The 15,396-nt window shown below is 73.3% G+C and carries 12 protein-coding genes; 6 read left to right on the top strand and 6 right to left on the bottom strand.

What is annotated here, in order from left to right; genetic code table 11:
- Nucleotide 1 precedes the first annotated feature (1 nt).
- The 3 genes from AB0K00_RS55060 to AB0K00_RS55050 all read left to right on the top strand — a co-directional run bounded on the left by AB0K00_RS55060 (nt 2) and on the right by AB0K00_RS55050 (nt 4,991).
- Nucleotides 2-1,201, top strand: a complete 1,200-nt coding sequence (locus AB0K00_RS55060; RefSeq protein ID WP_363539222.1) for a protein kinase — start codon at nt 2-4, stop codon at nt 1,199-1,201.
- Nucleotides 1,202-1,330: 129 nt separating this feature from the next.
- Entirely contained in the window at nt 1,331-2,881 is a 1,551-nt protein-coding gene (locus tag AB0K00_RS55055; RefSeq protein WP_363539220.1) for a hypothetical protein, read from the top strand.
- Nucleotides 2,882-2,948: 67 nt separating this feature from the next.
- A complete protein-coding gene (locus tag AB0K00_RS55050) occupies nt 2,949-4,991 on the top strand; it encodes an Hsp70 family protein (RefSeq protein ID WP_363539218.1) in 2,043 nt (680 codons plus the stop codon).
- A 4-nt stretch (nt 4,992-4,995) separates the two neighbouring features.
- On the opposite strand, the gene AB0K00_RS55045 is transcribed toward AB0K00_RS55050, so the two are convergent.
- Genes AB0K00_RS55045 through AB0K00_RS55025 form a run of 5 tightly spaced genes read right to left on the bottom strand, consistent with a single transcriptional unit; the run spans nt 4,996 to nt 11,619 of the window.
- A complete protein-coding gene (locus tag AB0K00_RS55045; protein WP_363539216.1) occupies nt 4,996-5,790 on the bottom strand; it encodes a prenyltransferase/squalene oxidase repeat-containing protein in 795 nt (264 codons plus the stop codon).
- A 42-nt stretch (nt 5,791-5,832) separates the two neighbouring features.
- Nucleotides 5,833-7,011 (bottom strand): adenylyltransferase/sulfurtransferase MoeZ, encoded by a 1,179-nt coding sequence (moeZ, locus tag AB0K00_RS55040; RefSeq protein ID WP_363539214.1) that lies wholly within the window; start codon nt 7,009-7,011, stop codon nt 5,833-5,835.
- Between the two features lie 41 nt (nt 7,012-7,052).
- Nucleotides 7,053-7,922 carry a DUF3152 domain-containing protein gene (locus AB0K00_RS55035; protein WP_363539212.1) on the bottom strand — a complete coding sequence of 290 codons (870 nt, stop codon included), beginning with the start codon at nt 7,920-7,922 and terminating at the stop codon, nt 7,053-7,055.
- 7 nt (nt 7,923-7,929) lie between these two features.
- Nucleotides 7,930-9,003, bottom strand: a complete 1,074-nt coding sequence (locus AB0K00_RS55030) for an alpha/beta hydrolase (protein ID WP_363539210.1) — start codon at nt 9,001-9,003, stop codon at nt 7,930-7,932.
- Nucleotides 9,004-9,027: 24 nt separating this feature from the next.
- Nucleotides 9,028-11,619 (bottom strand): hypothetical protein, encoded by a 2,592-nt coding sequence (locus tag AB0K00_RS55025; RefSeq protein WP_363539208.1) that lies wholly within the window; start codon nt 11,617-11,619, stop codon nt 9,028-9,030.
- A gap of 227 nt (nt 11,620-11,846) precedes the next feature.
- Here AB0K00_RS55025 and AB0K00_RS55020 point away from each other — a divergent pair, with 227 nt between their 5' ends.
- Together AB0K00_RS55020 and AB0K00_RS55015 are read left to right on the top strand one after the other, a co-directional pair.
- A complete protein-coding gene (locus AB0K00_RS55020; RefSeq protein WP_363539234.1) occupies nt 11,847-12,485 on the top strand; it encodes a TetR/AcrR family transcriptional regulator in 639 nt (212 codons plus the stop codon).
- A gap of 75 nt (nt 12,486-12,560) precedes the next feature.
- Nucleotides 12,561-12,794 (top strand): DUF3107 domain-containing protein, encoded by a 234-nt coding sequence (locus tag AB0K00_RS55015; protein ID WP_363539206.1) that lies wholly within the window; start codon nt 12,561-12,563, stop codon nt 12,792-12,794.
- A 57-nt stretch (nt 12,795-12,851) separates the two neighbouring features.
- Here AB0K00_RS55015 and AB0K00_RS55010 read toward each other — a convergent pair whose 3' ends face one another.
- On the bottom strand, nt 12,852-13,499 hold the full coding sequence (locus tag AB0K00_RS55010) for a ferritin-like fold-containing protein (protein ID WP_363539204.1): 648 nt from the start codon (nt 13,497-13,499) through the stop codon (nt 12,852-12,854).
- Nucleotides 13,500-13,742: 243 nt separating this feature from the next.
- On the opposite strand from AB0K00_RS55010, the gene AB0K00_RS55005 reads away from it, so the two are divergent.
- Nucleotides 13,743-15,396, top strand: a 1,654-nt coding sequence (locus AB0K00_RS55005; protein WP_363539202.1) for a DEAD/DEAH box helicase, incomplete at its 3' end; no start/stop codon positions are given.

The following is a 15,396-nucleotide window of genomic DNA, read 5'->3' as shown; positions in this document are numbered from 1 at the left end:
GGTGGAACGTTATCGGCTGATCGAAGAACTCGGCGCGGGCGGCATGTCCGTCGTCTGGCGCGCCCGCGACGAGGTGCTGGGCCGGTCCGTCGCGGTCAAGCAGCTCACGGCCGCCGCCGACCCTGACTCCCGCCGCCGTATCCAGGCCGAGGCCCGCGCCGCCGCCCTGCTCAGCCACCCCCACATCGCCGCCGTGTACGACTTCGGCCACACCGCCGGCGGCGCGCCGTATGTCGTCATGGAGCTCATCGAGGGCGAGTCTCTCGAAGACCTCCTGCAGCGCACCGGCGGACCGCTGCCGGTCACCGCGGCGCTGCGGACCGCGGCGCAGCTGGCGTCCGCCCTGGCCGCCGTGCACGCCCGAGGCCTCGTCCACCACGACGTCAAACCCGCCAACGTCATGCTCACCGACGGCGGGGCGAAGCTCGTCGACTTCGGCGTCTCCGCGATCGCCGGCGACAACACCGACCAGCTGCTCGGCACGCCCGCGTACGTGGCGCCCGAACGCCTCCGCGGCATCCCGCCGTCGCCCGCCACCGACGTGTACGCCCTGGGCGTGGTCCTGCACCGGATGCTCACCGGGGAACTGCCCTGGCCGGTCACCACCACCGAGGAGATGCTGCACGCGCACCGCAAGCTGGCACCGGCGCCGCTGCCGGCCTCGCTGGACCTGCCCGGCGGGGTGGCCGACGCGCTGCGCCGCTGCCTCGCGAAAGCTCCCGGCAACCGCCCCCCGGCCAAGGACCTGGCCACGCTGTTCGCCGTCCCGCTGGCCACCCGCCGCCTCGTCCCGCGCCACCTCTTCTCCGCGCGGCACATCGCGCCCACGAAGCGGCTGCGCGACGTCACGCTCGGTGGATCGGTCCAGCGTCGGGTGTCCATCGCCGTCGCGGCGGTCCTGCTGATCGGATCGGGTGCCGTGGGCGCCGCCGCCGCACAGGACCGCGATCCGGCCGCCGCCTGGAACCCCGCCTCCTCGCAGGCCGGCACCACCACACCGCAGGCATCCGAGCCGGCGTCCCCCACCACGCCCGCCACCACGCCTGCCGGGGCGACCCCGGGTGCCACCACCCAGCCGGCGGTCAAGAACGCGGGCCCCGCCGGGCAGAACCCCGGTCCCGCGGTGAAAGATGCCGGGCCCGCCGGGAAGAACCCCGGCCCCGGGGGGAAGAACCCCAAACCGAAGAAGGGCAAAGACTGAGGGCATGAGCAAGAAAAGTGGTGGCTGAACCTTTTCATTGCTTATGGCGTGCAACCTTCCCGACTGGTACACAAGTCTGATCTCGGTGATGCCCTATGGTGTCCGGGTCGAGGGATAGGGAGGGGCCCCGTGCGCTTCGAAGTCAGCCGCGTCATGGACACCATCGAGCAACGGCTGACCACCGACGTCACGCTCGCCCAGGCCGTCGTCGACCTGGCCGACGTCGCCCGGTTCGTGGCCCTCGACGGTGGCCGCCCGATCAACCTCCTGCGCCTCGGCATGGTCGTGGACGCGCTCAGCCGGTACCTCATCGACGCCGGCGCGATGCTCTACCCGGTGGTCGGCCGGGAGGCGCTGTCCGAGGCGGCGCTCACGTCGAAGGAACGCATGGTGCTCGGCCGGTGGGCCGACGACGGCCTCATCGAGGTCACGCCCGTCGTCGCGGACCGGCCCGCCGAGATCGCCGACTTCACCGGCCTGCCGCTGATCGTGGTGCGGGACCAGCCGCAGTTCGCCGCCAGGTTCCCGTGGATCGCCGACAGCCCCGAGCGGGTCCTGCGGCTCACGCCCCGCGCGGGCGGCGCCGTCCTCACCCCCGGCGGCGAGCCGACCCCGCCGAAGGACGGCAAGGAACGCCTGGTCGTGAAGGGCACCGCGACCCTGCCGATCATCCCGCTCGAGCCGGCCGACGACGCGCCGGCCGAGACGCCGGCCGCCACCGCTGACGGCGCAGCGGCCGCCGGGACCACCGGGTCTGCCGCAGGCGACGTCCCGGATGCCGCCGCGACCGCCGCCCCGGATGCTGGCACCGCCGCCGATGCCGCCGCCGCCAGTTCCGGCGCCCCCGCGGACACTTCCGATACTTCGGATTCGCCGGATTCGTCGGACTCTTCGGGGAAGGCCGCCGCCGCGCCCGCGAAGCCGTCGCCCCGCCCGTCCGCCACGACGCCGAAGCCTGCCACCACCGCCACCCAGCAGGGCGGGCGCCCCGACGGGGTGCAGACGTTCACCGCCCGCGGCTCGCAGCGGGCCGGCCGCACCCGGGTGATGCGCCGGCGATTCACCCGCGCCGACCCCAGCGGCGTCGGCTCCGCCCTGATGGCCCGCGAGTGGCGCTGCAACGAGCCCGACTGCCCGGCCTTCGGCAGCTTCCGCCGCATCGGCCAGCCGGTCCCGCGGATGCGCGCCGGCGTCCCCGCCTGCCCCCGCCACGGTGAGGCGGTCAAGGACATCGGGCCGCGCCCCGCCGCGTTCGCCGTGTCCGTGGTCGTCGAGGACCTCGCCCGGCGCCGGTTCGTGGTCGGCGCGGATCATCCCGTGGTCGTCGGCCGCGAGCCCGCCGACCCCGAGGACATCGCCGTCGGCCAGTGGCTGCACGAGGCCGCCTCCGCCTGGATCGCCAAAGAGCACCTCAAGCTCGAGGTCCGCGACGGCCACCCCGTCGTCACCGACACGAGTGAAAACGGCACCCTGATCTGGAAACGTTCGGCCCCGGACATCAAAGAGGAGACCGAACGGCTCTACCGCAAGTCGTACCAGCTGACCGGATGGGACTCCGTCGAGCTCTACACCGGCGTCGAGCTGATCGTCGGCGACCACCGCCTGCAGACCATCGTCGGCTCCGAGCCGGCCTCGGTCCTGCTCGACGCGCCGACCGTCGCCCTGCGCCTGGTCGATTAGTCACCTGGCGCGCCGACAGGGCCGTTGAGAGGATCTCGCGGTGGTGCCGGGTCCGTATATTGGCGCTGTGGACGCGCGAGGTTACCGGCTAGGCATCGACTTCGGCACCTCGAACACCGCGGCGATGCTGGCCTGGCCCGACGGCCACGTCCGGCCACTGCTCTTCGACGGTTCGCCGACGCTGCCCTCAGCGGTGTATGCCGACCCGCAGACGGGCCTGCTCGTCGGGCGCGACGCGGTGCACGCCGCCCGGGTCAGCCCGGAACGGTTCGAACCCAACCCCAAGCGCCGCATCGACGAGCCCGCCGTCCTGCTCGGCGACCACGAGGTCGCCACCGTCGACCTGTTCGCGGCCGTGCTCGCCCGGGTCAACGGCGAGGCGCAGCGGGTCGCCGGCGGCCGGATCGGCCAGGTCACCATCACCTGCCCGGCCGCCTGGGCGCACACCCGGCGCGGGGTCCTCCTCGCCGCCGCCGAACGCGCCGGCCTCGGGACCGTGGCGCTGGTGCCCGAGCCGGTCGCCGCCGCCGAGGTGTTCCGGACCCTGCAGGGCTCCGACACCCGCCCCGGCTCGGCATTCGTCGTGTACGACCTGGGCGCCGGCACCTTCGACGCATCCGTCGTCCGGCACGGACAGGGCACCTTCGAGGTCCTCGCCGCGGAGGGGCTCAGCACCAGCGGCGGCCTCGACATCGACGCCGCGATCGTCGGCTACCTCGGCGCGAGCCAGTCCTCCCGCGACCCCGCCTCCTGGAACCGGCTCGTCCACCCGACGACCAGCGCCGAACGCCGTGCCAACCGGCTGCTCTGGGACGACGTCCGGGCCGCCAAGGAGATGCTGTCGCGCACCTCGTCCACGATGATCCACATCCCGATGTACGACCAGGACGTGCCCCTCGGCCGCGACCAGTTCGAGCAGCTGGCCCGCCCGATCCTCGCCGCGACGGTCACCGCGACCCGGGCGGCCATCGCCGCGGCCCGGCTGACCCCGGCCGACATCGCCGGCGTGTTCCTGGTCGGCGGCGGCAGCCGGATCCCGCTCGTCGCGACGCTGCTGCACCAGGCCCTCGGCAAGGCCCCGACCGCGGTCGAGCAGCCCGAGATGGTCGTGGCGCAGGGCAGCCTCGGCGTGCCGACCCAGGCCGGCCCCGCCGGGCAGGCGGCACCGGCCGCCGGCTTCCCCGTCTCGGGCCCGCCGGTCTCGAGCGCGCCCGGGTCCAGTTCGCCCGTGTCGAGCCCACCCGTCTCCAGCGTGCCCATCTCCAGCTCGCCGGTGTCCTCGCCGGGCTTCCCGGCCTCGGCCCCGCCGGCGCCGGTCTCCGGGTCGGTCTCCATGCCGGTCTCGGGAGCGCCGATGTCGGCGGCCCCGGTGTCGCCGGGGTTCTCCGCGGCACCGGTCTCCAGCCAGCCGTCGTCGCAGTTCGCGCAGGACGCCGGGTACACCCCGCCGTCCGGCTACCCCGCCCCGCCCGCTCCAGCCCCGCAGTCACCCGCCCAGCGCCCCCCGGCGCAGCAGTCCCCGGCGCCGGGCCGCGCGTCCGTGCCGCCGAACGTGTACGGCGCCGCGCCGCAGGCGGCACCGCCGGCGGGTCCGGGTCCGGGCGGGCAGCGCCGCACCGGCGTTCTCGCCGCCGTTGCCGTGGTCCTGCTCCTGGTGGTCGGTCTCGGCATCTACGGCCTTACGAAGCTCGGCGGCGACGACAACGGCGGGAACCCGTCGACGAGCCAGACCGACGGATCCGGCGACGAGTCCACCGAAGGCGGCGGCGACGGCGCGACCACCGACGCGCCGGTCCAGGTCGACGTCGAGCGGGACGAATCCGACTGGAGCAGCAACGCCGAGGAGTACGCGAGCAACGAGGGAAAGTTGATCGCGTACACCTGCCCGAAGAACGGCAAAGCGGGCACCGTCTGGGGCGTAGGGCCGTACACCACCGACTCGTCGGTCTGCACGGCCGCCGTGCACGCCGGGTACATCGGCCTGGAGGACGGCGGGCGGGTCGTCATCCAGATCCAGAAGGGCTCCGAGTCCTACGAAGGCAGCACCCAGCACGACATCACCACGAAGAGCTACGACAGCTACCCGGCGGGGTTCACGATCGCCGGGTAGACCGTCAGCGCAAGGCCCTGATCGCCGTCAGGGTCGTGTGTACGTTGAACTGCGGGCCGTCGTCGCTCTCCCAGCCGCCGTCGCTGCGCTGCGTCTCGTTGAGGCGCTTGCGGGCGGCGCTGAGCAGCCAGTCCTCCGGCGACATGCCGACCCGCCGCAGCGCCGCATACAGCGACGCCGTGTCCGCCGCGGTCATCTGCGGCACCCGGTCGGCGAGCGCGACCTGGATCTGCGCCGACTCGTAGAACCAGCCGAGGTGATAGAGCACGGCGCAGCCGAGCCAGCCCGCGACCAGGAACGACGGCCAGCTGCCGTCGGGGCGCAGCGACGCGCGGAACGCCTCGGCGGCGCGGGCGACCCTGGTGGCGTGCTGGTCGTCGCCGTCGTTGGCCCCGCCGACCACCAGCCAGTAGGCGGCGTTGGTGGTCAGGTACAGCTTTGCCTCGTCGTCGCCGGGCTGCGCCCACGGCGGGGCGATCCCGGCGAGCGAGGCGTCCTCTTCCCACATGCCGTCCGGCCGCTGGCTGCGACCGAGCCACCCCAGGGCCCGGCGGGCCGCGGGCCGGTCGATCGCGCCGAGGTCGTCGAGCTCGCCGAGCCGGAAACAGGTCGCGTCGACGGAGGCGACGTCGGCGCCCCACAGCGCCGGCCAGCCGCCGTCGGGCGACTGGCCGATCTCGGCTTTCTCCAGCACGTCGGCCGGCGGGAACTGGCCGGTGCGCAGCCAGGCGAGGCGGGCGCGATCAACGGCGTCGCCGTGTGCGACGACGTAGCCGATCGCGGCATCAAGGTCGACCATGGGGCGTACGCTACCGCCCGCCCGCTCCCTGCGTGTGGGTGACTAGTACACCGGCAGTGACGGATCGACGGTCTTCACCCACGATACGACACCACCCTGCACGTGGACCGCGTCCTTGAAGCCGGCGGCCTTGACGGCTGCCAATGCCTCGGCCGAGCGGACGCCGCTCTTGCAGTACAGGACGATCTGGCGGTCCTGCGGCAGGTCGGCGAGGGCGTTGCCGTTGAGGATCTCGCCCTTCGGCACCAGCCGGGCGCCGGGCACCCGGACGATCTCCCACTCGGCCGGCTCGCGCACGTCGATCAGCTCGATCGGCTTGCCCGAGTCCTGCCAGTCCTTGAGCTCGGTCGCGGTGATCGTCGAGCCGAGCGCCGCGGCCTGGGCCTCGTCGGAGACGGCGCCGCAGAAGTCGTCGTAGTCGATCAGCCCGGTGACGGTCGGGTTCTCACCGCAGATGGCGCAGTTCGGGTCCTTGCGGAGCCGGATCTTGCGGTAGGACATCTCCAGCGCGTCATAGACCATGAGGCTGCCGAGCAGCGAGTCGCCGACGCCGGTGAGCAGCTTGATCGCCTCGGTCACCTGGATCGCGCCGATCGAGGCGCACAGCACGCCGAGGACGCCGCCCTCGGCGCAGGAGGGGACCATCCCGGGCGGCGGCGGCTCCGGGTAGAGGCAGCGGTAGCAGGGGCCGTGCTCGGCCCAGAAGACCGACGCCTGGCCGTCGAACCGGTAGATCGAGCCCCAGATGTACGGCTTGCCGAGCAGCACCGCCGCGTCGTTGACCATGTATCGCGTGGCGAAGTTGTCGGTGCCGTCGACGATCAGGTCATACTGCGCGAAGATCTCCATCACGTTGTCGTTGTCGAGGGCCTCGTTGTGCACCACGACGTTGACATACGGGTTGATCTCGCGGACCGAGTCGCGCGCCGACTCCGCCTTCGGCCGGCCGATGTCCGACTGGCCGTGGATGATCTGGCGCTGCAGGTTGGACTCGTCGACGGTGTCGAACTCGACGATGCCGAGAGTGCCGACACCGGCGGCGGCCAGGTACATCAGCGCCGGCGAGCCGAGCCCACCCGCACCCACACACAGCACCCGCGCGTTCTTCAGGCGCTTCTGCCCTGCGGTGGCCACGTCCGGGATGATCAGGTGCCGGGAGTAGCGGCGGACCTCGTCAATGGTGAGGTCGGCGGCGGGCTCGACCAGTGGAGGCAACGACATGGTTCTCATTCTGCCGCGCCCGACCCGCAAACCCACGTGACCTACGGCACTTTGGCTCCGCTGTACCGCTGGCCGTCGACGAACGGCCAGGCGTTGGCGACGCAGCCCTGCAGCCCGTAGGTCTGCTGCTGCATCACCGGGGCCGGCTTCCCGGCGCCGGGGCAGGCCTCGTGGCCGTTGCCGAGCTCGTGGCCGACCTCGTGGTTGATGACGTAGCTCTGGTAGTCCGCGACCGGCGCGCCGTAGTCCGGCACCCCGGTCAGCCAACGGGCCAGGTTGATGACGACCTTGCCGGTGATCCGGCACGAGCTGTAGCCGGCGGTGTGCAGGCCCGCCGTCGCGCAGATCTGCTCCGAGGTGACCGGCGTGGCCAGGAAGATCGTGAAGTCGGCGGTGCCCTGCCCGGCGACCCGCTGCAGGCGCACCTGGCCGGTCGCGGTCCAGCCGCGGGGGTCGGCGAACACCTGCTCGACCGCGGTGGCGAACGCGTCGGCCTGCTGGCCGCTGCCGTTCTCCACCGCGATCCGGTATTTCTTGACCGCGCCGGCGCCACCGGCGACGGGTCCGGCGCTGCTCGCGTAGGCGAACGTGCCGGCGGCGCTGGACGGCCCGGCCTCCGGCGGCTGGCTCGCGGGCCTGCTCGGCGGGTCGAGCATCGGCGCCGGCCCGCGGGTCGCGGCGACCGTGACCGCTGCCTCGTCCGGGTCGTCGGCGAAGAACAGCTGGCGGCCCAGGCCGGCGGCGGCGATCACGAAGGCGGCGAGCATGACCCCGGCGACGATGGTGCGGCGCCGGCGGACCTGCTCACGCCGGCGGCGCTGCTCGGCCCGGACCACCTCACGGGCCTGCCGCGGGTCACTCGGCAGCGGGACCGGCAGCCGCCGGTGGTCGCTGCTCAGCCGGTCCGCCATCGATTGGTCAGCTTGCCATGCGCACCTGCGGCGCGCGCTGCCGCACCCCGTCCCGCACCTGAGTTGCAACCTGCTGCAGGGCGCCCTGATCGGTGGCCTTCCCCGGAGCCTTGCCGGTGGCCTGGTCCGTGCGGCCCTGCAGCTCGTCGAGCAGGCCGAGCACGGCGCGGGCCACGGTGCGGGGCACTTCCATCTGGGCCACGTGACCGACGCCCTCGAGCATCATCAGCCTGCTGTCCGGCACCAGCCGGGCGACCTGCGGCGCGGTGCGGATGTCCACGAGCTTGTCCTGCCGCCCGGCGATCACCAGCGTCGGCGCCTGGATCTTCGCGGCCATCCGCCACATCGAGCCCTCGCCCGGCAGGTAGGCCCGCAGGAAGCTGCTCACCAGGCCGCGGAGGCTGCCCACATACGCCTCGGCGTACCACGGCACCGAGTGTCGCCGCCGCGCCTCCTCGATCGCTTCCAGGCGTCGCTGCTCCGGATAGCGGGTCGGATCGGCGTAGCAGGACTCGATCACCATCGCGGCGAGCGTCTCGGGGTCCATCGACGACATCCGCCGGGCTGCCAGCTTCGCCGCGTTGGGCAGCAGCAGCAGCGGCACGATCGGCCCCTGCAGCGAGCGGCGCGGGTCGAGGAACGGCATCGCCGGCGAGATCAGCGTGAGGCTGCGCACCAGGTCGGGCCGCAGCGCCGCGGCGACGACCGCGGCCGCGCCGCCCATCGAGTTGCCGAACAGGTGGACCGGGCCGCGGCCGCTGTGCTCGACCCACCGGTTGATGTGCGCGGCCATCGCGGTCAGCGAATAGCTGCGGGCCGGGTCGCTGTGCCCGAATCCGGGCAGGTCGATCGCCTGGCCGTCGAGCCGCCCGGCGAGCACGCCTGCCAGGTCGGTCCAGTTGGTCGACGAACCGCCGAGGCCGTGCACGTAGACCGCCGGCTCCGCGCCGGGTGCCGTGGCCGGCGTGTCCCGCACATACGACTTCAGCCCATCGAGCTCCACCTCACGCCCCGGCCACCGCTCCGGCAGCTTTTCAGGTGACGGAACGGTGAACTCCGGGACAAGGGAAGCTCTCTTCATGCTTACCAGTGTGCCTCAATGGGCTCACGGCAGCAGGGCCTCCAGGCGCCGGTTGACGGCCGCGAGGGTGGCGCGCACCACAGCCTGGCGCGGATCGCCCGAGTTCACCGACGATCCCGTCAGCTGCTCGACCCACCCGTCATACAGCAGCAACAGCACCACGACGGCGACCTCGCACCCGCCGAGCTGCACCACCGCGGCGTGCTCGATGTAGCACCGGGCCCGGGCGGTCGCATCCACGTCGACCAGCAACTGGTCCACGGCGGAGGCCGCGGCGGCGGCGGAGAGCCGCAGGATGTACCCGTCGACCGCCGGCCCGCTGGCGACGCCGACCGCGGGGTGCCCGTCGGCGATCAGCCGCACCTCCACGACCGCGTCGACGCCCTGCGTGCTGACCTCGACCTGGTCGATGATGACGCGTGGCGACACGATCGTGCTGGAATGCGGCACCAGGGCCGGCGGCGACTCCCGGTTGACCGGGATCGGCGGCTGCGGGCCGAGGACCGGGCTGGACGCCGGTGCGGGCGCGTGGCCGGGCAGCTGGCCCGTCACCGTGCCGGTCAGCCGGCCGCCCGGCGGTTTCGTGCCCGTCCCGGGCGCGACGTCGGGCTCGACGTCCGGCGCGGTGTCCGGCGCGAACGAGGGGGCCAGCGCCTCGTGCTCGGGCTGGGGGATCAGGCGCGGCGGGCTCGGCGGCTGCCGGAACTCGTCGAGGTCGGGGCGGGGCGCCTCGGCCGGGCGGCGCACGCCGCTCACCGGGCGCCGCCGGCGGGCCTCGCGACCGTAGCCGGGCAGCGCGCTGTGCGGCGCGTTGCCCCTGGCGGGCTGCCGCTGGGCCGGCGGGGTCAGGTCGGACGGGTGCGGCGGGTTGGGCTCGGCGGCCAGGCCCATCCGCTCGTTGAGCAGCCGCGCCACGGCCCGGCTGACCAGGCCGGGGTCGGCCTCGTCGAGCAGCTCGAGCCGGAGCGTGTGCAGGCCGTCGGCGTTCTTGCGCAGCGTCGCCTCGCGGACGCCGGCCACACCCTGCACGGCGCGCAGCACCGCCGGGATGTCGAACCCGTCGGGCCGGTCGTCGAGGCTGGGCTCGTCGTCCTCGTCCTCGCGGTCCTCGCGCAGGAACGTCGCGATCCTCGCCAGCTCCGCCCCGCCGGCCGGCCCGGCCTCCGCGACGAGCGGCTCGACCTCGACCTCCGGCACCTGCGGCACGTCGGGGTGCGACGGCACGCGCTGCGGCAGCTCGGGGCCGTTGTAGTCGGCCTCGGCGGCGGCGACGGGCGCCGGGTAGGTGGGTGCGGCGTAGGCAGGCTCGGCGTACTGGGGCTCCGCGTACTGGGGCTCGGCGTAGGCAGGCTCGGCATAGCCGGATTCGGCCGGCAGGTTCTGCGCATACGGCGGCTCCGACGCGAACGTCGGCATCTTCGGCTCGGCCGCGGACAGTGGCGTGGCGCTGCCGAGCAGCTCCGCGGGCAGCGGACCGACGAGCGGGTCGTCCTCCGGCATCCGCTGCGTCGGCAGCTGCGGCGCGGCCGGAGCGGGGACGACCTGCGCCTGCGCCGGGTCGTGCTGCGGCGCGGCCCAGTCGAACTCGGGGCCGGTCTGCTGCTGCTCGTAGGGCTGGTAGCCGTTCGCGGGCGGGGGATACGCCGAGTAGCCGTCCTGCGGGCGATACGCGGTCCGGTCCTGATACGCGTCCTGCTGCGCCCGGTAGTCCTCCTGCGGGTGCTGCGGGACGTCCTGCCGCTGATACCCCTGCTGCTGATACTCCGGCGGCTGGTACTCCGGCTGCTGCGGTGGCTGCGCCGGGTACTCCTGCTGGGGGTATTCCTGCGACTGGTACTGCTGCTGCGGATACTCCTGCGACTGATACTGCTGCGCCTGGTAACCCTGCGGCGGGAACTGGTCCTGCGCCGCGTACTGCTCCTGGGGCTGGAACTGCTCCTGGGGCGGATACTGCTGCTGGCCCTCGGCGGGCGCGTCGGTGCGGGCCGCGCCGTTGGCACCGGGCGGCTGCTCCTGATACGCGCCGTTGCGCGGCCGGGTGTCATAACCCCAGGCCGGGTCCGGATAGGCGCCATACGGGGGCTGCCCGCTGTCGCCGTGCACCCGGACGCGGGGGTCGACCGGCGCGGACTGGCCGGTGAGGCGGTCCAGCGCCGAGGGCGGCGGCCCGTAGCCGCCGGACGTGGGCTGGACGGCCTCGTCCCGAGCCTGCGCGGCGGGGGACGCGGCGGCGCCGTAGACGGTGCCGCCGGACGGCACCACGGGCTGGGCGCCGGTGAGGCCGCCGGGGTGCGCGCCGTTGACCTGGCCGCCGTCCTGCGGTGCCTGGATCCCGCCGCCGGCGCTGCCGCCGGTGACGGTCCCGGTCGCGGGGGAGGACTGGCTGGTCTCGGGCTGGTTGACGGAGCTCGGCCAGCCCTGGCCGTCGGGTCCGTAGTGCCCGTAGTGCAACGACGTGGTCGGCTGCTGCGCCGGCGGCGGGGCGGAGACCGGGGGGCTCATCGGGGCGAGCATGTCGGAATAGGCGCTGCGGACCTCGGCGCGGCCGCGCGGGCTGCCGTTGACCGATGCGCGACCGGCGACGGCGCCGGTGGCAGGCTCACGCCACGCGGACACGATCGCCTCGAGCGCGTCATCACTCGGCGTCGAACCGTCGCCCTGGGTGCCGTCCGGTGTCCTCTGCGGATCCGTGTGTCCTCCTCCGCGATATGCGCCTGCTCCGTGCGGGCTTCCGGCTTGCCCCGTTTCGTCCACCGCGCGCTCCTTGGTCGCCCCTAGGTGAGGCTACCGTGTGGGCGGAAAGGGGGTAAGTTGCAATCCCGACCCAAATCCGGATGGTGAACATGACCTCGGCGATGAGCGGCACCCAGTCGGCCGGACGGCCGGTGCGGCTGCCCCGGTCGGCGCGCCGCAAGCAACTGCTCGCCGCGGCGCAGCAGGTTTTCGTGGCGCAGGGTTATCACGCCGCCGCGATGGATGACATCGCCGAGCGGGCCGGCGTCTCCAAACCAGTGCTCTACCAGCACTTTCCGGGCAAGTTGGAGCTCTATCTGGCGCTGCTGGACACGCACTGCGACGCCATGGTGTCCCGGATGCGCGTCGCGATGGAGGCGACGACGGACAACAAAGAGCGGGTCCGCGGCGCGATCCAGGCGTATTTCGACTTCATCGACCACGAGAGCGAGGCGTTCCGCCTGGTCTTCGAGTCGGACCTGCGCAACGACCCCGCCGTGCGCGAGCGGGTCGACCGGGTCGAGAGCGGCTGCATCGCCGCGATCACCGACACGATCATGGCCGACACCGACCTGAGCCTGGAGCGCGCGGAGCTGCTCGCCTCCGGTCTGGTCGGCGCGGCGGAGGTCGCGGCCCGCTTCTGGGTCGCCGGTGGCCGCAAGGTCGCGAAGCCCGAAGCGGAGGCGCTGCTGACCGCGTTGTCCTGGCGCGGCATCGCGAGCTTCCCCCTGCACGGGGAACACGCCTGATCGCGTTAGTCTTCAACCACACTGGGTGTGCGCGCCGAGGCACGGACGCGCCGCAGCCCGATCAAGGAGGAAGACGTGGAGGTCAAGATCGGCGTGCAGTATGCGCCTCGGGAGCTGGTGCTGGAGAGCAACCAGTCATCCGCCGAGGTTGAAGCTGCGGTCACCGACGCGATCGACGGTGGCGACAAGGCTGTGTTGTCTCTCGTCGACGAGAAAGGCCGCCGGGTGATCGTCCCGGTCGGCAAGATCGCCTACGTGGAGATCGCGGAGTCGTCGCCGCGGCCGGTTGGATTCTCTTCCGCGCGTTGACGAAAGCGTTCGCAGATAGCACTCAGGCCCTGCCCCGCTCCCGGGTCAGGGCCTGAGTCAGTTGTTGAGCCCGACGGCGCCCATGCGGGCGGTGTGCGCCGAGGTGAGCCGCTTGAGCATCGCCTGGAAGTCGGCGCCGCCGACGGCGAGCAGCTCGGCCAGCGACGGCCGCTCGGCCGCGACCCGCAGCGCCTGCGAGATGCCCTCGCCGACCAGCCGGCGCGACCACATCGACAGCCGGTTGGCGACCTTCGGGTCGGCGGCGATCGCGGCCCGCAGCTCGTCGGCGGCGAAGTCGGCGTGCCGGGAGTCGTGCAGGACCTCCACGATCAGGTCCCGGTCCGGTCCGGTGAGCACCGCCGCGACCTCCCGGGTGAAGTCGTCGGCGATGCCGTCGCCGACATAGGCCTTGGCCAGGCCTTCCAGCCAGTCGGCGGGCTCGGTCTGCGCGTGGTAGTCCGACACCGCCTGCACGTAGGGCCGCATGGCCTCTTCCGGGTCCGCGCCCAGCTCCGTGAGGCGGTCGGCGAAGCGGCAGTAGTTGCTGATCTCGCGGCCGGCCATCTCGCTGAGCACCGCCCGGCGGCGAAGGTCGGGCGCGAGCCGCGCGTCGGCCGCCATGCGGTCGAAGGCGACCAGCTCGCCATACGCCAGCATGCCGAGCAGGTCGACCACTGCCGTGGCGGGCGGAGTGAGATCGGACACGACGGCACACTACATCGCCGATTCACCCGGCGCGCCCCGGTGCCACATCGCGGTGCGGTGAGCGCAACTGCCCGTTAGCCGGTACAATGGCTCCAATAGCCGTGGACGGACCCTAGTCCCGGCACCGGCGCTTGTAGCCCGCGACCTTGATCATTTCGGTTGCGTGTGGCCCGCGCCCTACCCATTTGAGCGCACCCGGCTTCACCAGGGGCGCTCCCGCGAGAGAGACACCCTGAGCACAACATGACAATCGACAACACTGAGGCCGCCGAAGCAGTGGCCCCGCGCGCGCCCGTGCGTCCAGACGCACCCACCTTCGCCGACCTGGGCGCCCGTCCCGAGACCGTGGCCGCCCTCGCGGCCGTCGGCATCGTCCACGCGTTCGCCATCCAGGAATACGCCGTGCCGATCGCGCTGCGCGGCACCGACCTCATCGGCCAGGCCCCGACCGGCACCGGCAAGACCCTCGGCTTCGGCGTTCCGCTGCTCGACCGGGTCACCGCGCCCGCCGAGGGCGCCGACGGCCTGCCCCAGGCGCTCGTCGTGGTCCCGACCCGCGAGCTGGGCCTGCAGGTGGCCCGCGACATCGCCGCCGCCGGCAAGACCCGCGGCATCCGGGTCCTCCCGCTCTACGGCGGCGTCGCCTACGAGCCGCAGGTCGACGCCCTGCAGAAGGGCGTCGAGATCGTCGTCGGCACCCCGGGCCGGCTGCTGGACATGGCCAAGAGCAAGCACCTGCGCCTGCACGCCGTGCGGGCCCTGGTGCTCGACGAGGCCGACCGCATGCTGGACCTCGGCTTCCTCGACGACGTCGAGCGGATCCTGACCCTGCTGCCGGAGGACCGGCAGACGATGCTGTTCTCCGCGACGATGCCCGACCCGATCGTGACCCTCGCCCGGCGGTTCCTGCGCCAGCCGATGACGATCCACGCGCACCACGACGCCAGCACCGGCGCGTCGCCGCTGACCAAGCAGGTCATCTACCGCACGCACCCGATGAACAAGATCGAGATCGTGGCGCGGATCCTGCAGTCGACCGACCGCGGCCTGACCATGATCTTCACGCGGACCAAGCGGGCCGCCGACCGGGTCGCCGAGGACCTCGACTTCCGTGGCTTCGCCGCCGCCGCCGTCCACGGCGACCTCGGCCAGGGCGCGCGGGAGCGGGCGCTGCGCGCGTTCCGGGCCGGCAAGATCGACGTGCTGGTCGCCACCGACGTCGCGGCCCGCGGGCTGGACGTCTCCGGCGTCACGCACGTCATCAACTACGACTGCCCGGAGGACCCGGACACCTACACGCACCGCATCGGCCGCACCGGCCGTGCGGGCGCGACGGGCGTCGCGGTGACGTTCGTCGACTGGGAGGACATGCCCCGCTGGCGGATCATCGACAAGACGCTGGGCATGGAGCTGCCGGAGCCGCCGGAGACCTATCACACCTCCGCGCACCTGCTGACCGACATCGGCATCCCCGACGGCATCACCGGGTCCCTGCCGACCGCCGACCGCAAGCGGGCCGGTCTCGCCGCCGAGCAGCTCGAGGACATCGAGGGCAAGCCGCGCGGCCGGGGCGCCCGCACCCCCCGGGGTCGCGGCCGCAGCGAGTCGGCGGCTCCCGCCGCACCCGCCTCCTCGGAGGCGACCGGCGAGGCGCGCCGTCCGCGGCGCCGTCGCCGGCGCGGCGAGGTCGACCCGGGTGAGCTCGTCGTCGCGGTGGAAGGTGCCGAGACCGCCGAGCCGCGCCGCCGCCGGCGCCGGGGTGAGCCCGACAACACGGAGCTGGTCGCGGACGGCGAGGCCGTCGAGAGCGGCCCGGTCGTCACCGCCGAGGCCGGCGAGGAGGGCGAGGCCCGCACGGCCCGCGCCCGCACCCGCCGTCGCCGGCGGGGTGGCCGAG

The sequence above is a fragment of the Dactylosporangium sp. NPDC049525 genome, assembly GCF_040676755.1.
Lineage (GTDB): Bacteria > Actinomycetota > Actinomycetes > Mycobacteriales > Micromonosporaceae > Dactylosporangium.
The sequence above is the reverse complement of the archived record's forward strand: the minus strand, read 5'-3'. Positions and strand labels throughout refer to the sequence as shown.